The 18,754-nt window shown below is 45.2% G+C and carries 15 protein-coding genes and 2 pseudogenes; 16 read left to right on the forward strand and 1 reads right to left on the reverse strand.

The genetic code is table 11. From position 1 onward, the window contains the following. The first annotated feature begins 130 nt into the window (after window positions 1–130). Together glyA and ACSJJG_RS06065 are read left to right on the forward strand one after the other, a co-directional pair. On the forward strand, window positions 131–1,384 hold the full coding sequence (gene glyA / locus ACSJJG_RS06060; protein WP_481088780.1) for a serine hydroxymethyltransferase: 1,254 nt from the start codon (window positions 131–133) through the stop codon (window positions 1,382–1,384). A gap of 86 nt (window positions 1,385–1,470) precedes the next feature. Beyond that, the gene (locus tag ACSJJG_RS06065) at window positions 1,471–2,712 is read left to right on the forward strand and encodes a 3-phenylpropionate MFS transporter (protein WP_481088781.1); all 1,242 of its coding nucleotides are present in this window, start codon (window positions 1,471–1,473) and stop codon (window positions 2,710–2,712) included. A gap of 86 nt (window positions 2,713–2,798) precedes the next feature. Here the strand turns inward: ACSJJG_RS06065 and suhB are convergent, their stop codons facing one another. Next, entirely contained in the window at window positions 2,799–3,602 is an 804-nt protein-coding gene (suhB, locus tag ACSJJG_RS06070; RefSeq protein ID WP_481090387.1) for an inositol-1-monophosphatase, read from the reverse strand. A 124-nt stretch (window positions 3,603–3,726) separates the two neighbouring features. Between suhB and trmJ the strand changes: the two genes are divergently transcribed. The 14 genes and pseudogenes from trmJ to ACSJJG_RS06140 all read left to right on the forward strand — a co-directional run bounded on the left by trmJ (window position 3,727) and on the right by ACSJJG_RS06140 (window position 18,702). Then, window positions 3,727–4,461 carry a tRNA (cytosine(32)/uridine(32)-2'-O)-methyltransferase TrmJ gene (gene trmJ, locus ACSJJG_RS06075; protein WP_481088782.1) on the forward strand — a complete coding sequence of 245 codons (735 nt, stop codon included), beginning with the start codon at window positions 3,727–3,729 and terminating at the stop codon, window positions 4,459–4,461. Window positions 4,462–4,693: 232 nt separating this feature from the next. Beyond that, complete coding sequence (gene iscR / locus ACSJJG_RS06080) at window positions 4,694–5,194, forward strand: Fe-S cluster assembly transcriptional regulator IscR (protein ID WP_099132109.1); 501 nt, start codon at window positions 4,694–4,696, stop codon at window positions 5,192–5,194. Between the two features lie 62 nt (window positions 5,195–5,256). After that, window positions 5,257–6,471, forward strand: a complete 1,215-nt coding sequence (locus tag ACSJJG_RS06085; RefSeq protein ID WP_481088783.1) for an IscS subfamily cysteine desulfurase — start codon at window positions 5,257–5,259, stop codon at window positions 6,469–6,471. Window positions 6,472–6,495: 24 nt separating this feature from the next. Next, window positions 6,496–6,882 (forward strand): Fe-S cluster assembly scaffold IscU, encoded by a 387-nt coding sequence (gene iscU / locus ACSJJG_RS06090; RefSeq protein ID WP_047768467.1) that lies wholly within the window; start codon window positions 6,496–6,498, stop codon window positions 6,880–6,882. A 78-nt stretch (window positions 6,883–6,960) separates the two neighbouring features. Next, a complete protein-coding gene (iscA, locus tag ACSJJG_RS06095) occupies window positions 6,961–7,284 on the forward strand; it encodes an iron-sulfur cluster assembly protein IscA (protein ID WP_481088784.1) in 324 nt (107 codons plus the stop codon). Window positions 7,285–7,326: 42 nt separating this feature from the next. Next, window positions 7,327–7,848, forward strand: a complete 522-nt coding sequence (hscB, locus tag ACSJJG_RS06100) for a co-chaperone HscB (protein WP_481088785.1) — start codon at window positions 7,327–7,329, stop codon at window positions 7,846–7,848. A 104-nt stretch (window positions 7,849–7,952) separates the two neighbouring features. Beyond that, entirely contained in the window at window positions 7,953–9,800 is a 1,848-nt protein-coding gene (gene hscA, locus ACSJJG_RS06105; RefSeq protein ID WP_481088786.1) for a Fe-S protein assembly chaperone HscA, read from the forward strand. 2 nt (window positions 9,801–9,802) lie between these two features. After that, on the forward strand, window positions 9,803–10,138 hold the full coding sequence (gene fdx, locus ACSJJG_RS06110; protein ID WP_047768461.1) for an ISC system 2Fe-2S type ferredoxin: 336 nt from the start codon (window positions 9,803–9,805) through the stop codon (window positions 10,136–10,138). Between the two features lie 14 nt (window positions 10,139–10,152). Continuing rightward, window positions 10,153–10,347 (forward strand): Fe-S cluster assembly protein IscX, encoded by a 195-nt coding sequence (gene iscX / locus ACSJJG_RS06115; RefSeq protein WP_481088787.1) that lies wholly within the window; start codon window positions 10,153–10,155, stop codon window positions 10,345–10,347. Between the two features lie 172 nt (window positions 10,348–10,519). Continuing rightward, entirely contained in the window at window positions 10,520–11,815 is a 1,296-nt protein-coding gene (gene pepB, locus ACSJJG_RS06120) for an aminopeptidase PepB (protein WP_481088788.1), read from the forward strand. A gap of 99 nt (window positions 11,816–11,914) precedes the next feature. After that, window positions 11,915–12,343, forward strand: coding sequence for an enhanced serine sensitivity protein SseB C-terminal domain-containing protein (locus ACSJJG_RS06125; protein ID WP_481088789.1), 429 nt, complete (start codon window positions 11,915–11,917; stop codon window positions 12,341–12,343). A 335-nt stretch (window positions 12,344–12,678) separates the two neighbouring features. Next, window positions 12,679–17,637, forward strand: a pseudogene (locus ACSJJG_RS06130) (alpha-2-macroglobulin family protein); the annotation flags it as partial. A 228-nt stretch (window positions 17,638–17,865) separates the two neighbouring features. After that, window positions 17,866–18,452: pseudogene (locus ACSJJG_RS06135) on the forward strand (transglycosylase domain-containing protein). A gap of 34 nt (window positions 18,453–18,486) precedes the next feature. Further along, window positions 18,487–18,702, forward strand: coding sequence for a hypothetical protein (locus ACSJJG_RS06140; protein WP_481088790.1), 216 nt, complete (start codon window positions 18,487–18,489; stop codon window positions 18,700–18,702). Window positions 18,703–18,754 lie beyond the last annotated feature (52 nt).

The following is an 18,754-nucleotide window of genomic DNA, read 5'->3' on the forward strand; positions in this document are numbered from 1 at the left end:
CACTTGATGCAAACGTTTGCGTAATTTATTTTGTCAAGACTATCTCATTCGATAAAAAGAGTTTACACTGTGTGCCATTCTGGCCCTCAGGGGTATTTTTTTAGAGATGTAGCTGAGTCAGGAGAACCCAATGTTAAAGCGTGAAATGAATATTGCGAATTACGATCCCGAACTGTGGCAAGCGATGGAACAGGAGGTTTGTCGTCAAGAAGAACACATTGAATTGATTGCTTCTGAAAACTACACCAGCCCAAGAGTAATGCAGGCACAAGGCTCTCAGCTTACTAACAAGTATGCGGAAGGTTATCCGGGTAAACGTTACTACGGTGGCTGTGAGTATGTCGATGTGGTTGAACAGCTTGCGATTGACCGCGCAAAAGCGCTGTTTGGTGCAGATTATGCTAATGTCCAGCCACACTCTGGTTCTCAGGCAAATGCTGCGGTGTATATGACACTGCTAAAACCCGGCGATACGGTTTTAGGGATGAACCTGGCGCACGGTGGCCATCTGACTCACGGTTCTCCGGTTAACTTCTCTGGTAAACTTTATAACATCGTGCCTTATGGTATTGATGAAAATGGCAAAATCGATTACGACGATATTCGTAATCAAGCGCAAAAACATCAGCCTAAAATGATCATCGGTGGCTTCTCTGCGTATTCTGGCGTTGTCGATTGGGCGAAGATGCGTGAAATTGCGGATGAAGTCGGTGCCTATCTGTTCGTTGATATGGCTCACGTAGCGGGTCTGGTTGCCGCAGGAGTTTATCCAAACCCAGTACCTCATGCACACGTTGTGACAACAACAACGCACAAAACATTGGCTGGCCCACGTGGTGGCTTGATTTTGGCGAAGGGTGGCGATGAAGAGTTTTACAAGAAACTGAATTCCTCTGTCTTCCCGGGTTCCCAGGGTGGCCCGTTGATGCATGTGATTGCCGGTAAGGCCGTTGCATTGAAAGAAGCGATGGAGCCTGAATTCAAAGCTTACCAACAACAAGTCGCCAAGAACGCTAAAGAGATGGTAGACGTATTCTTGCAACGTGGTTACAAAGTGGTTTCTGGCAAAACCGAAAACCATCTGTTCTTGCTGGATCTGGTGGACAAAGACATTACGGGTAAAGATGCTGATGCGGCCTTGGGACGTGCCAATATCACTGTGAACAAAAACAGTGTTCCTAACGATCCACGCAGCCCATTCGTCACCTCTGGTATCCGTATTGGGACACCGGCAATTACCCGTCGTGGTTTCAAAGAAACCGAATCTCGCGAGCTGGCGGGCTGGATGTGTGATGTGCTGGATAACATCAATGATGAAGCAACCATTGAACGCGTTAAGCAAAAAGTATTGGACATCTGCGCAAAATATCCGGTTTACGCCTAATTTAAATAAGATGTAGTTTAGTAATAAGCCCGACTCATAACGTTAGTTTTGAGCGGGTTTTTTGTATCAAAAACGGGGGCATTTGGATGGTTGTTCCATCGACATTTTGGTTGGGCTTGGGCTATTTCACCTATTTTTTCTCCTACGGTATATTCTTGCCTTTTTGGTCTGTCTGGTTAAAAGGTGAAGGCATTGATGCCTCAATGATAGGTATTTTGCTAGGTGTTGGCATGGTAGCTCGTTTTGTCGGTAGTCTGGTTATCTCTCCTACGGTGAAAAACCCCGCTAAATTAATTAATGCATTGCGTCTCCTCTCATTATTGGCATTGCTTTTCGCTATTGGTTTTGCATTCGGTAGCTATTGGGTATGGCTTTTCTTTGTCATGGTTGGTTTCAACTTATTCTTCTCACCACTAGTTCCCTTATCAGATGCTTTGGCGGGAACATGGCAAAAGCAGTTTACCTTTGATTATGGCAAGGTAAGGGTTTGGGGTTCGATTGCATTTGTGATTAGTTCTTCGTTGACGGGCATATTGATGTCTGCCAATGGTATCAATCTCTCAATCAGCAGCCTGAATTTTGGTTGGAATATATCGTTTGATAGTTTGAATCATTGGGTTGGCAACGAGTTATTTGGCACACATCATATCATTCTGGCTTTTTTGCTATTCAGCGTTACAACTATGTTACTGGGAATGATGTTAAAACCTTCCATCATGCCGGTAGGTAAGATTAAAGCCGCCAATACCAATGCCGTTTCTTTTAAAGAACTCTTATCCGAAAAGTCAGTGTGGCGGTTTTTACTCTGTGTAACTTTATTGCAGGCTGCCCATGCGGGATATTACAGTTTTGGTTCCATTTATTGGGAGCAAGCGGGTTATTCCTCATCAACTATTGGTTATCTCTGGTCGTTGGGAGTGGTGGCTGAAGTTATTATCTTTACTTTTAGCAAGCGATTATTCCGTCGTTGGAGTGCCCGTAATTTGCTGTTATTGTCGGGGATTTGTGGGGTTGTTCGCTGGGGACTCATGGGAACCTCAACGGAATTATCGGTGCTTATTATTATTCAAATCCTGCATTGTGGTACTTTTACCGTTTGCCATTTGGCAGCGATGCGTTTTATTGGTGCCAGAAAAGAAAACGAAATCATCCGGTTGCAGGCAACTTACTCTGCTTTAGCTATGGGAGGCGGTATTGCCGTCATGAGTATGATTGCGGGTTTCATGTATGAGCAGATAGGAAGTGGCATATTTTGGGTGATGGCGCTGGTTGCGTTGCCCGCCCTCTTCCTGAGACCAAAAGTTGAAGCCCATTCACTTTCGCGCTAATAAAAAACGAAAATAAGAAAAAAGGGCACCTGAGAGGTGCCCTAAAAATAACATTGCTCAAATTATATTTATTCAATAATAACGAATTAACGTTTCAATGCTTCAGTCAATTCTTCACGCATTTCAGACAGAATGTCTTTAACGATACGTGGGCTACCTGCAACGATATTGCCAGAGGAGACATAGTTATGGCCACCAACGAAATCAGTGACAATACAACCTGATTCACGTACCAACAATTCACCGCCGAAGAAATCCCAAGGTTTCAGGCCAATTTCGAAGAAACCATCTACCCGTCCGGCAGCAACATACGCCATATCCAGCGCCGCAGAACCCGTGCGACGGAAATCTGCACAGCGATCGAATAATTTATTCAGTACATTCATATAAGGAATAGTGTGCTGCTTGGTTTTGAATGGGAAACCGGTCGCAAGGATAGTTCCATCCAGATCACGGGCATTAGTACCACGCAGACGATAACCGTTCAATTGAGCGCCTTGACCTCGAGTTGCAGTGAACAGCTCATTGCGCATTGGATCGTAAACCACGGACACTTCTGTGCGGCCTTTAATGCGCACAGCAATGGAAACAGCAAAATGGGGAAGACGTTTAATAAAGTTGGTGGTGCCATCCAGTGGATCGATAACCCATTGGAAGTCATCCTCTTCTCCTATGTGATCACCACTTTCTTCGGTGATAATCGTATGCTTAGGGTAAGATTTACGGATGATGTCAATGATCAGCTTTTCTGCTTCACGATCAACATTGGTAACGAAATCATTACTGCCTTTTTGGCTTGCTTCAACAGCATCAGGAGTTTCGTAGCTTTTGGCAATGTAGTTGCCGGCCTTACGCGCAGCGCGTATAGCGATGTTTAGCATCGGATGCATGGGTATCTTCCACCAGAATTTTAAAGAACGGGAAATAAATTGGCGCGCATTATAGCAGTAGTTCGTCAAAATGACTAATGCTGTGTTAAGATATTCGGCTCTTATACTGAATTTAAAAGCCGTCATGTTAGAGAATATCCGCATTATTCTGGTAGAAACTTCCCATACAGGGAACATGGGATCAACCGCCAGGGCCATGAAAACAATGGGATTGACCAATCTGTATCTGGTGAATCCGCTTGTCCAACCTGATTCTCACGCTGTTGCACTTTCAGCCGGTGCAAGTGATGTTATCGGCAATGCAACGATTGTGAATTCGTTGGATGAGGCATTGGCTGGGTGTGAGTTAGTCATTGGTACCAGTGCTCGTTCCCGAACCCTATCCTGGCCGATGGTTGAGCCACGTGAATGTGGTGAACGCTGTGTCGAAACTGCCAGCCACTCTCCAGTTGCTATTGTCTTTGGCCGTGAGCGTGTTGGCTTGACTAACGAAGAGTTGCAGAAGTGTAATTATCACCTTTATATCCCAACCAACCCGGAATATGGTTCGTTGAATTTGGCGATGGCGGTTCAGTTGGTTAGCTATGAAATTCGCATGGCATACCTTGTGGCTCAAGCGCAATTAGAAGAAGCAACGTCTCCAGAGCACGAAGTCGAGTATCCCCCTGTCGAAGATATGGAGCGTTTTTATCAGCACCTTGAACAGGTGTTGCAAGAGTCTGGTTTCATTCGCAAAGCGCATCCGGGCCAGATAATGAATAAATTAAGACGTCTTTATACTCGTGCCCGGCCAGAAACCCAAGAGCTGAATATCCTGCGTGGTATACTGACTTCCGTGGAGAAATGGGATAAAAAATAAATTGATGTAATTAAAATTAATGTACAGTTAGAATTGTGGCAGAAAGTAACAGGAAGCAGTCGCTAGAAAATACAATTCAACGGGATAATAGGTAACTGGATAATAGCGGAAAGCAGTTGGGAAAGCCGTGGGATAGGCAAATAATAGTTGAGTAAATTACTTGGTTAAATAGTTGACTAAAATACTCAGGAATGCCACAATTTCCCCCATATTTCACCACGGAGTTTTTGTTATGAGACTGACATCAAAAGGACGTTATGCGGTAACAGCCATGTTAGATGTGGCGTTGCATTCACAAGAAGGGCCGGTGCCGTTAGCCGATATTTCTGAACGTCAGGGTATTTCCCTTTCCTATCTTGAGCAGTTGTTTTCCCGCCTGCGTAAAAATGGTCTGGTTTCTAGCGTCCGTGGTCCAGGTGGCGGCTATTTATTGGGCAGAGATGCCGGTAAAATTTTCGTTGCCGAAGTGATTTCAGCCGTTGATGAATCTGTTGATGCCACTCGTTGTCAGGGGCGAGAAGGTTGTCAAGGCGGCGATCGGTGTTTGACTCATGCCTTGTGGCGTGATCTCAGTGATCGTATCACGAGTTTCCTGAGTAGCATCAGTTTAGAAGAATTAGTCAATAACCAAGAAGTATTGGATGTCGCTGATCGTCAAGACGGCGATAAGCGCCGTACCCCTGGCCCCAACGGCAGACTTCAAGAGACGATTAACGTTAATCTGCGTGCGTAACTTGCGGCAAATACTTGTGTGGCAATGAAAGTATTAAAAGTGTCTTACGGAGCATGTGAGCAATGAAATTACCCATTTATTTGGACTATTCAGCAACAACACCGGTCGATCCACGTGTTGCTGAAAAGATGATGAACTATTTGACTATTGACGGCGTCTTCGGTAACCCCGCTTCCCGTTCACACCGTTTTGGTTGGCAGGCTGAAGAAGCGGTTGATATCGCGCGCAATCAAATTGCTGACTTGGTTGGTGCGGACCCACGTGAAATCGTGTTTACTTCAGGTGCGACAGAATCAGATAACCTGGCAATTAAAGGTGCTGCAAAATTTTATCAGAAGAAAGGCAAGCACATTATCACCAGCAAAACTGAACATAAAGCGGTTTTAGATACTTGCCGGCAGCTGGAGCGCGAAGGTTTTGAGATCACTTATCTGGCACCAATGAGCAATGGTCTAATTGATCTGAAAGAACTGGAAGCGACCCTGCGTGAAGACACAATTCTGGTTTCCATCATGCACGTCAATAACGAAATCGGTATTGTTCAGGATATCGTGACCATTGGTGAATTATGCCGCAGCCGTGGCATTATTTTCCATGTGGATGCAACCCAAAGTGTGGGTAAATTGCCAATCGATCTCAGTCAGTTAAAAGTTGATTTGATGTCCTTTTCGGCCCATAAACTTTATGGCCCGATGGGGATTGGTGCGCTGTATGTTCGCCGTAAGCCTCGCGTGCGTATTGAAGCACAACAGCATGGTGGCGGTCATGAGCGCGGTATGCGTTCAGGTACATTGCCTGTTCACCAGATTGTTGGCATGGGTGAAGCTTACCGTATCGCGAAAGAAGAACTGGAATCAGAGGCAGAGCGTCTGCGTGGTCTGCGTCTGCGTTTGTGGAACGGTATCAAAGATATTGAAGAAGTTTACCTGAACGGTGATTTAGAACAGGGTGCGCCGCACATTCTGAATGTCAGCTTCAACTATGTTGAGGGTGAATCATTGATGATGTCATTGAAAGATCTGGCAGTTTCTTCTGGCTCGGCGTGTACTTCAGCGAGTCTGGAACCTTCTTATGTCCTGCGCGCACTAGGTATGAATGATGAACTCGCGCACAGTTCTATTCGTTTCTCTTTGGGGCGTTTTACCACAGAAGAAGAAATAGACTATGCAATCAATTTGATTCACAACGCAATTGGTCACCTGCGTGATCTTTCTCCATTGTGGGAAATGTTCAAACAGGGCGTGGATCTCAGCACCATCGAATGGTCTCATCATTAATCAGACGGTTTCAGGAGTAACGACATGGCTTACAGCGACAAAGTAATTGATCATTATGAAAACCCACGTAATGTTGGTTCATTCGATAGCGAAGATCCGACAGTGGGTAGTGGCATGGTAGGGGCACCGGCTTGTGGTGACGTCATGCGACTGCAAATCAAAGTCAACGATGAAGGTATCATTGAAGACGCTCGTTTCAAAACCTATGGCTGCGGCTCTGCAATTGCATCCAGTTCTTTGGTAACAGAATGGATGAAAGGTAAATCGTTGGAACAGGCTGAGTTGATAAAAAACACTCAGATTGCTGAAGAGTTAGAATTACCACCAGTGAAAATCCATTGTTCTATTTTGGCAGAAGATGCTATCAAAGCGGCTATTGCTGATTACAAAAGCAAGCGCCAGGCCAAATAATTTTTTCGCAAAAAGAAAATAATTCTGGTGGATATTGTTGCAATATCCACCTTTACTAGTTTTAAAGTGAGGTGTTGTATGTCAATTTCCCTGACAGAAAGTGCAGCCCAACGTATTTTGGCCTTTCTTGCCAATCGAGGAAAAGGTGTCGGGTTGCGCTTGGGAGTGAGAACATCCGGCTGCTCTGGTATGGCATATGTGCTTGAATTTGTTGATGCAGTAAATGAAGAAGATCAGATTTTTGAAGATAAGGGCGTGAAAGTCATCATTGACGGTAAAAGCATCATTTACCTTGATGGTACTGAGTTGGATTTTGTTAAAGAGGGCCTGAATGAAGGCTTTAAATTCAACAACCCCAATGTTTCCAGCGAATGCGGTTGTGGAGAAAGTTTCCACGTTTAACCCTGTTTTTTGACCCGCATTTTGCGAAACCAAGAGTAACTTATGGACTATTTTACTTTATTTGGGCTGCCTGCACGTTATGCGATTGATCGTGAACAGTTGGCGACCCGTTATCAGGAATTGCAACGCCAATTTCATCCTGATCGTTTTGCCAATCAGCCAGAACGTGAAAAAACACTGGCACTCCAACAAGCGGCTACCATCAATGATGGTTATCAGACGCTAAAACATCCCCTGAAACGCGCAGAATATATGCTGTCTCAGCAAGGATTCGATCTATCCAACGAACAGCACACGATGCAGGATACGGCTTTTTTGATGCAGCAGTTGGAATTGCGTGAAGAGCTTGATGCCATTGGGCGTAGCGTAGATCCAACAACAGCATTGAGTGATTTTTCATCTCGCTTGAATAAAATGATTAAAACACGTAGTGAGCAGATGGAACAGCAACTCAATGCTGCCGAGTGGTCAGTTGCAGCCGATACGGTCCGTAAATTACGCTTTCTGGATAAATTGCAACAGCAGGTTGAACAACTGGAAGAGCGGTTGTTGGATGATTTTTAGCGGACTTTTGACTACTTTTACTAATCGTATTGTTTAGCATGATTTTTGGCTGAATGGATTTCAGTTGAATAAATTTATGCTGATATAGATTTATAGGGGCACATATGGCTTTATTACAAATCAGCGAACCGGGTTTATCTGCCGCACCGCACCAACGCCGGCTGGCAGCGGGGATTGATCTTGGTACAACCCACTCATTGGTTGCGACTGTCCGTAGCGGTCAGACAGAAACATTGGCAGACAGTGAGAACCATCACTTGCTTCCTTCTGTTGTACAGTATCGCAAAGAAGACATCCAGGTTGGTTGGCAGGCGCGTCAGCAAGCTGCATCTGATCCTGCCAATACTATCAGTTCAGTCAAGCGGCTGCTGGGACGCTCTTTGGCTGACGTGCAACAACGTTATCCCAACCTGCCATATCAGTTTCAGGCCAGTGAAAACGGTTTGCCGTTGATCAATACCGTGGCGGGGCTGGTAGATCCTATTCAGGTTTCTTCTGAGATATTGAAGTCGTTGGCACAACGGGCAGAAGAAACGTTGGAGGGTAAACTGGATGGGGTCGTGATCACAGTTCCTGCTTATTTCGATGATGCTCAACGTCAGGGAACGAAAGATGCAGCTCGTTTAGCGGGCTTGCATGTTCTCCGTCTCCTGAATGAACCCACTGCGGCAGCAGTTGCCTATGGGCTTGATTCCGGTCAGGAAGGAGTGATCGCCGTTTACGATCTTGGTGGCGGAACATTTGATGTTTCCATTCTTCGCCTTAGCCGAGGCGTGTTTGAAGTACTGGCAACGGGAGGAGATACCGCCCTCGGTGGGGACGATTTTGATTCGTTGTTAGCAAATTGGATACGTGAGCAGGCTGGGATCAGCGATAACGGCCACGGATTGCAGCGTCAATTGCTGGATGTTGCTACCCAAACCAAAATTGCCTTGAGTGAGGCTGATAGAGCGGAAATCGATATTGCCAACTGGCAGGGCAGAATTACCCGTACCGAATTTAACGAATTGATTGCCTCTTTGGTCAAACGCACACTACTTTCCTGCCGTCGGGCGTTGAAAGATGCAGGTGTGGCCGTTGATGAGGTTTTGCAGGTTGTCATGGTAGGGGGGTCAACGCGCGTGCCGTTGGTACGCAGCATGGTGGGAGAATTCTTTGATCGTGAGCCATTAACTTCTATCGACCCGGACAAAGTGGTGGCTGTTGGTGCTGCCATTCAGGCCGATATTCTGGTGGGTAACAAACCAGACAGCGAAATGTTGTTACTTGATGTTATCCCGTTGTCACTTGGTTTGGAAACAATGGGAGGGTTGGTTGAAAAAATCATTCCACGTAATACCACCATTCCTGTTGCAAAAGCGCAAGAATTTACCACTTTTAAAGATGGTCAAAGCGCGATGAGCATTCATGTGGTGCAAGGCGAGAGAGAATTAGTCACCGATTGCCGTTCACTGGCGCGTTTCGCGCTGCACGGCATTCCGCCATTACCGGCTGGCGGTGCACATATCCGTGTGACTTTTCAGGTTGATGCGGATGGCCTGTTGAGCGTCAGTGCCTTGGAAAAATCTACGGGAATTGAAGCCTCCATTCAGGTTAAGCCTTCCTATGGTCTGTCGGATGAAGAAATTGCCCGTATGCTCAGAGACTCCATGACTAATGCACAGGAAGATGTTCAGGCACGCAAATTAGCTGAACAGAAAGTAGAAGCCGCCCGAATGCTGGAAAGTTTAACCCGTGCATTGGAAAAAGATGCGGATTTACTCAGTGAAGAAGAGCAGGCTGCTATTGATGCTGCCGCACAAGTATTAATTGAAAGTGCTCAGGGAACCTCCCCTGATGCGATTGAAAGTGCAATAAAACAATTGGACAAGCAAACGCAGGAATTTGCAGCACGCCGTATGGACACATCAATCCGCCGGGCTTTGGCGGGTCATTCTGTGGATGAGATTTAATTATGCCTAAAATTGTCTTTTTACCTCATAACGAACTTTGCCCTGAAGGAGCAGTATTGGACGCGCAGGAAGGCGAATCCATTTTGGATGTGGCATTACGTAATGGCATTGAAATTGAACATGCTTGTGAGAAATCCTGTGCGTGTACCACGTGTCACTGTATCGTCAGGGAGGGCTTTGACTCACTGGAAGAAAGCTCTGAACTGGAAGATGACATGTTGGATAAGGCATGGGGATTGGAACCTGAAAGTCGTTTGAGCTGTCAGGCCAAAGTTACCGATGAGGATTTAGTCGTTGAAATCCCGAAATACTCCATTAACCATGCGCGCGAACACTGACAGGAGAACAGAAAATGAAATGGTCTGACAGTCGTGATATTGGCGAAGCACTGTATGATAAATTTCCTGATTTAGATCCCAAAACAGTGCGTTTCACCGATATGCATGAATGGATTTGTGAGCTGGAGGGTTTTGATGATGATCCACAGAAATCCAACGAAAAAATATTGGAAGCAGTCTTGCTGGTGTGGCTGGATGAATATGAATAGTGTGCAATTTATCTAAGGCGGAAAATAGCGCAATTTCACCGATTCTTGCTCAATAGCTTGGCATAGTCTGTATTTAGTGGAAAACTGGCAATCGCCAGTTTTTTTATAAACCCTTACTGTGGAACAGTGACCGATGCGACACAGTGAACAATAAGATAAGAAGTGAGAAAAAATGACAAAGCAAATCATGCCCATAACACTGTCTTATGAGCCAGCTAACGCTTGCTGGGGTGAAAAAGCACTAATTAGCTCAAGTGAGCAAGGGATCACAATCCATTTAGAAGGCAATGGCAAGCTGGGGGCAATTCAACGTGCTGGACGTAAAATTGACGGGCAAGGAATTCGCAACATTGCCTTGATGGGTGAGGGTTGGGATCTGGAAAAAAGTTGGTCATTTTGGCTGGGCTTCCGTTCACCTAAGGGATTGCGCACCATTGAATGGCCACAACTCCCTGCGGCGGAAAAACAAGAGCTGGAAAGGCGGATCAAGTTCATTGATTGGGTGCGTGATACCATCAACCTTCCGGCAGAAGATTTGGGACCAGAACAGCTTGCCCGGAGAGCTATTGATTTATTGCGCGGGGTAGCAGGTGATGCCATTAGTTATCGAATTATCAAAGGAGATGAATTGCGTGAACAGGGATATGCGGGGGTATATACCGTCGGCCGTGGTTCTTCGCGTGATCCCGTGTTCCTGGTATTAGATTTCAATCCCACAAAAGAGGCAAAAGTCCCTGTCTTCGCCTGTTTGGTTGGTAAGGGGATTACCTTCGATTCCGGTGGATACAGCCTCAAACCTTCTAATTTCATGGAATCTATGAAATCGGATATGGGCGGTTCTGCGACATTAACAGGGGCACTGGCTCTGGCAATCAGTCGTGGCTTAAAACATCGTGTAAAACTATTCCTGAGTATCGCAGATAACATGGTGAGTGGTAATGCTTTCAAATTGGGCGATATCATTCACTACCGCAACGGTAAAACGGTTGAAGTGATGAACACAGATGCGGAAGGGCGTCTGGTTCTGGCTGATGGTTTGATTGATGCCAGTGCGGAAAAAGCGCAACTTATTATTGATGCCGCCACGTTGACTGGTGCAGCGAAAACAGCAGTAGGAAATGATTACCACTCAGTCTTAAGTTTTGATGATCAACTGGTATCTGACCTAATGGCAGCGGCCGATAATGAACATGAATTATTCTGGCGTTTACCGCTGGCTGAATTCCATCGTAGCCAACTGCCATCCAACTTTGCTGATCTGAATAACATTGCGTCACCGGCACATTCGGCAGGAGCAAGTACCGCAGCAGCATTCTTGTCGCACTTTGTTGAAAATTACAAAAAAGATTGGGTACATATTGACTGTTCAGCAACTTACCGTAAATCCTCTGTTGAACAATGGGCGGCTGGAGCAACGGGATATGGTGTACGTACCATTGCCAATTTATTGCTGACGAAAGCGAAATAAACTGAAACTCTTTTCTTAATAGCTCCTCTTGTGGGGGAGCTATTGTTGAATTTTTCGATGACCTTAACTTCAATTTAAACAGTATTGTCGGAGATTCTCATGAGCTTATTAAATGGGACTATTGCTACCGAAATAGAAGTTCCTGACGGAAGCCTTATTACGCTAAGTCAGCCAGAAGAACAGCCGACTCAGCTTATTGAGTCACTAATTCAATTATTTAAACAACATAAACCTGTTCGACAGGCTTTTTTAATTATGGCCCATGATAAAAATGTGGATGAAAAACCCAATGTATTAATTGGCCTGGAATTCAATGTGACACTGACAGAAAATGAGATTAATTTGTTGATTCAAGAAGCTGGTGAACTGGCTTGTACATATCTTGATGAAGATGAATTTGTCGATTTTTGCCTGCTTGATGAACAAGAAGGGGGTATCAGCCATTTCTTGCTTCATCATACTCAACCCTTTTATCAGCGAAAATTAGGGAGTTGGTTGCGTGATACCATCCCCGTTATTAATCAATAACGACTTGATTGCTTTACCATGACACCATTTTTTTCGTCATGAAATCAGCGTCTACAGCAATAGAATTTATTTTAAACGTAACGCATAACATTGCTGTTTCACCTATTCTGCCCTGTGACTTTCTTGTGATCTACGTTTATGTAACTTGATAACGTCTAATATTGCGAGGAGCATCGAAAATATAAAAACATAGGGTATAACTATAAGATCAATTCTTCTTTTGTCAGCAAATTAGTCTTATTTTTCTGTGCCTTAGTCATGCAAACGAGAATTGCCATAGTAAATATCCAAAAAATAATATCTCGGTATATCCGATAATGATAAGGATTATGGTTATGTATCAATATCAATGGCAGCAATGGGTGGCATGGAGAAAACAATATCTGGTAGCGCTGTTTGCCATCTTATTTTCGCTTCTTGCATTAGCTGGCTGCGATCAATCTGAAAAAACGAAATCAGAGGCATCAAAAAATAAAGTTGTGCAATCGACGAAGTGACCACTCAGAATAATGCACAAACCAAAATATGGGCAAAACGCTATGCGGGTAAAGATGTCACTATCTTAGATGCTTCTGAGCTGCAATTGGATGGGGCCAGTGCGATGGTCGTGACGTTTTCTGTTCCTTTGGAACCTGATCAGGATTTCGCAAAAGGTACATCTTGTTGATGTTAAATCCAGAGCTTGGGATGGTGCGTGGGAGCTTTCCAATAATCAGATGGAACTCAGGTTACGTCATTTGCCTCCTGCTCGTAGAGTACAGTTGACGGTTGACGCGGGCATAAAAGGTATAAATGAGCGTCATTTGATGAAAGCTTATGAGAAAAAGCTTAATACCGCGTCTATTATACCTACCGTTGGATTTGCCAGCAGGGGGCTATTGTTACCCGGCAAGGCGGCAGGAAGGATTACCTGTTCTGGCTCTTAATGTTGATAGTGTAGATGTCAATTTTTTCCAGATTAAAGAAGGTGCCTTCCTTAAATTCATCGCCAATTGGCGATCCGGCAGTGATGTGAACGATTGGGATTCCGAGGAATTACTGCGAGACACGGAGTTAGTTTACACTGGACGTTTTGACCTCAACCCTACCGCTAATACCCGCCGAAAAAATATTACTACCCTTAAGTAATATCAAAGAACTGCAAAAAAATGGGGTTTATTTGGCAGTGGTGCAGGACGGGAGAATCTTATTTCCAGTAATCCGGTTACTCTGTTCACACTGAGCGATATTGGTGTTTCTGTGCACAGTTATCTGAATAGGGTTGATGTATTTACCCAATCTTAAGCCTATGGCCTGAAAGGTGTTGAGATCCGCATGTTGGACGCAAAGGAGCGACTGGTCAAAAGCGACGACAGACAGTGATGGGCGTGCTTCTCTGGAAAAAAATAACAAAGCTAAACTATTGCTGGCTATCCAGGGTGGACATACCAGCATGATTGATTTGAACTCACCGGCGTTGATCTCTCTGAATTTGATATTGGTGGGCCGCAAGGATATAGCAAGCAGTTTTTTGTATTTGGACCAAGGGATCTTTTATCGGCCAGGAGAAACGTTGATCGTTAATGGCTTACTACGTGATGCTGATGGCCACCCGTTAAAATCACAACCAGTTAAGGTGGATGTATTAAAAGCGGATAATCAGGTTGTCCATACGTTTGTTTGGCAAGCGGAAAACGGATTATACCAATATCATTACCTGATCCCTCGTGAAGCTGAAACCGGAATGTGGTAAACGCGATTTGGTTGGAGATAAGGCGCCGCGCTATTACAAATTTAATGCTGGAAGATTTTAGATACCTTGAACGGATGGCGCTGGAAATGGAAATGTTAATAATCAGCCGATATTGACTAATGAAAATGTTGAATTTGCTATAACAGGTAGTTATCTGTACGGTGCGCCTGCTGCTAATAATCGTTTTTAGGGACAATTGTTTCTGCGTCCTGCCCGTCATGCTGTGGCGAAATTATCTGGATACGAATTTCGTTATGCAAAAGAAACCGATTTGCGACGGACGCTGGATAAAGTGACCTTACCTAAACAGTGAAGGGAAGACGAACCTTTCTGTCAACAAGGATAACTGGAAGTCAATGGCGTCTCCGGCAACCGTTATTGTACAGGCCAGTTTGCTGGAATGGGTGGACGTCCGGTGACACGCCGTGCTGAACAAACTATCTGGCCGCTAAGAAATTGGTTGGCATCGTTCCACTTCAACAAAAAGGGCGGTTGATTTACCGTACCGATCGCGATGAAGATCGCTATAGTGTGGATGAACACTCCCTGGCCGACTTTGAAATAGTGTATGCAGATGCCAGCGGTAAAAAATATGCGGCACCAGACTTAAGAGCGCGTCTGATATATGAACGGCGTGATTACTATTGGCGTTGGTCAGACGATACCGGTTGGAACTGGATTATGACCAGAAAGATTTGGTTATGGCCGATCAACATATCCAGATTGCAGAAAATGGAACAGCTAAAGTCAGTTTTCCTGTGGATTTTGGGTCTTATCGTATTGAAGTTGTTAACCCTAAAAATCAGCTCGTTACCAGCTTGAATTTCTGGGCGGGTTATTCATCGCAGGTAATACCGGAGGTACGGGGGCTGTGCGTGGGATCAGGTTAAATTGTCATTGGATAAGCCTGCCTATAAACCGGGCGAAAAAATGCAAGTGCGTTTGGTTGCGCCACAACAAGGTAAAGGTTATTTGCTGGTGGAATCTAGTGATGGCCCGTTGTGGTGGCAGGAGATAGACATCCCCGGAAAAAGGGTTGGATATTGAAATTCCAATTAATCAGGCATGGGCTCGTCATAATCTGTATCTCACTGCCGTTGTTGTGCGTCTCGGAGATAAATCCCGTCAAGCAACACCTAAGCAGGCAATCGGTGTATTGCACATACCTCTGATGGATGAAGGACGTAAATTAAACGTAACCTTAAATGCACCCGATAAGATGCATCCAATGAGAATATCAAAGTTAAAATCAAAGTAACGCCTCAACAAGGGCAACAACTGCCGCAACAGGTTAATGTTCTGCTTTCAGCCATGATCCACGTGCTGGCGTTCAAGCCTTAGACCCCGATCCTTATGAAGCGTTCTTTGGTCGTAAACGTTATGGCGTTGATCAATATGATGTTTATGGTCATCTGATTGAAGCAGAGGGACGACAGGCCAATCTACGCTTTGGGGGAGATGGTAGTGATGATGATCTGGAACGAGGGGGTAAAAAGCCGCTAACGGCAGATCAAATTTATCGCAGAGCAGGCTAAACCCGTCACCCTGAACGCCAATGGTGAAGGCGAAGTGACCTTGTCTATTCCTGACTTCAATCGGAGAACTCAGGTTGATGGCTCAAACCTGGAATAATGATAAATTCGGTCACAGTGAGCATAAAATTATTATCGCAGCACCGGTCATTACTCAAAATGTCATTGCCTCGTTTTATGGCAGGGGCAATGAATCCCAACTGTCGTTGGATCTCACTAATTTAACAGAGCAGCCTCAAACCCTGACATTGAGTTCTCAGCGGAGGGATTGATTAAATTACAGGGGGTGACAGCAAAAAAATCATGTTGGAAAAAGGGAAACGTTCGACCATTCAAATTCCGGTTAAAGCAAGACATTCGGGTTTGGGCAAGGTGAAGTCTTACTGAGATTAATGGCTTGAACCTGCCCAATAAAACTGACGCAATATCAAATCGTGGAAAATCGGTGTTCGTCCTGCTCATCCCGCCAAACAAATCCAGTTTTACTAACGTAATCCATCAAGGGCAAAATTGGCAATTACCACCGTCAGCCATTTCAGGTCTGGCACCAGAAACGACGAAGGGCAGCTATTGCTGACCAGCCGGCCACCATTGCAATTCCCCGTTATATTCGTGAATTGTACGCTTATCCTTATGGCTGTTTGGAACAAACAGTGGGTATTATCCATCACTCTATTCCAATGAAGCTGAATTGAAAAAGCTGGGTATTAATACACAAAGTGACGAAAAGCGCAGGAAGGCCATTGAGGTGGGGGAATTACCCATCTGCTCAGTATGCAGCGTTATGATGGCAGCTTACGTTGTGGAATCGTAATGGTAATGAAGAGTTTTGGCTGACGGCTTATGCGACGGATTTTCTGTTCCGTGCAAGCCAGCAGGGTTACAGCGTACCTGTCGATGCCCTGAAAACAGGCTAATAACCGTTTATTGCGTTATATTACAAGATAGAAACATCATCAGTGATCGCTACAGTGGTTCACGTTTAGCGACACAATTTTCTGTGCAGGCTTATGCTGGTACCATTATGGCCAGTCAGCAAAAAGCACCGCTGAGTGGGTTGAGGCAACTCTATGAACATCAGGAAGCAGGCTGAAAATGGCTTATCTTTGGTTCAATTGGGTATCGCACTGAAAATGATGGGAGATAATACCCGTGGTAATGAAGCTGTTTATCTGGGAATTAATCAACCCCGAAAACCGGGTTATGGCTGGGGGACTATGGCAGTGTTATCCGTGATAACGCACTGATTGTTGCTCTGCTGACAGAGCACAAGATGTACGAAAAAGAGCGTGATGAGAAGCTGCTCAACTTATCCGAATGAGTTATCGCCGCCGTTATTTCTCAACTCAGGAAAGTAATTCGCTGTATACTGGCTGGCCGTTACTTTATCAGTGCGACTGAACGACCCATGAGAGCGGTAATTAATCAGCAAACGCCACCACTTAACCGTGACAGTGCGTTAACCGAAGTGCTAACGGCAGGCCAGCTTTTAAAAGGCGTGGATATCAGCAATCGTGGCGACAGTACTCTGTCACCGCCTGAATATCATCAGGGTATCCACTGAATACTCCTGCCCCTTACTCAAATGTTCTGAAAATTAAGCGTACTTACCTAATCTGGGAGGGCAGTCCTGCCTCCATCGGCGTATGAGAAGTGGTGAAATGGTTGTCGTGAAGCTGGAGATCAGCGCAACCCAATCAGTGCCAGATGCATGAGTTATGTGATTTATTACCGCCGGATTGGAGATAGAGAATCAAAATCTGGCGACCAGCAGTGCCAGTTTGGATGAAAGTGTGACGGGTTTGACAGATTTTGTTGAAGACATGCAGGATGCGGATATCCGCCATATCGAATACCGTGATGATCGCTTTGTTGCCGCTGTTGCTGTGCCATCTTATACCCCAGTGACATTACTGTATTTGGCTCGTGCGGTTACACCTGGCATTTATCAAGTACCGGCACCACAGGTTGAATCCATGTATGTCCCTGACTGGCGGGCAGTGGGTAAAACCGACTCAAGACTGGAAGTACCGCTAATCATCGTTTGCCCTCTTTCGGAAGGTAGGGGCTGTTTCACTTCGGATACGGTTTTAATAGAAGATTCCTTTTTCCGCAAGCATCAAATTGTTTTGACGCTGTTTCTGGTCATTTTATTTGTTTTTCCCGCCGCCCTGTGGTTGGCAAATAAGATACGGGCCGTTGCCAATCGTCCACGTCAAAATGACACGTGTAGTCGTGGGGGCTGATGGTTCACCACTGTGGCGTTTTGCCGACAGCGGAGGATCTGGCGTTATCCTGTTACATTAAATAGAGTTTCTCCTGAATACCTACAGGCATTACTGACTTATGAAGATCGCTGGTTTTATAAGCATCCGGGCATCAATCCAATCTCTCTTTTGCGGGCAGCATGGCAAGACTTTCGTGCAGGAAAAATAGTGTCGGGGGCGGTGCTATTTCCATGCAAGTGGCCCGACTGATTCAGCCACACTCACGAACCCTTACCGGAAAATTCAAACAAATTGGGCGCACATTGCAACTGGAATGGCACTATTCAAAAGATGAAATTTTGGCGATGTACCTGAACCGTGCGCCATTTGGTGGAACATTCCGGGGGTTGGGGCGGCAAGTTCAGCTTGTGGGGAAATCACCGTCAGAACTTTCGCCGGAGAAGCGGCATTATTGGCCGATGTTGCCAGACACCACGACGTACGGCCTGATCGCTACCCGGAACGGGCACAAGCAGCGCGTGACAAAGTATTGCAGCGATTGGTGCAGTATTCAGTGTTGGTCAGAGAGTAAAGTAGCTGATATTAAAGAAGAAAATATCTGGCTGGCTACACGTTGAGGTCCCTCATCTTGCGCCATTATTGGCGAGGCGAATGGCAAATAGAAATCAGCAGGATGTGATCCAAACGACCATTGATATCGGTTTGCAACGTCAATTAGAAGATATGGTGCTTAACTGGAAATATCAGTTGGCGGGAAAAACATCAATTGGCGTATTAGTGGTGATCACACCGATATGTCTGTTAAAGCCTATATTGGTTCCGCAGATTTTCAGGATAACAGTCGCTTTGGGCATGTGGATATGGTGAGTGCATGGCATTAGCCCGGCTCGACACTGAAACCTTTTTTATATGCTATGGC

The organism is Xenorhabdus sp. SGI 60, from assembly GCF_056632175.1.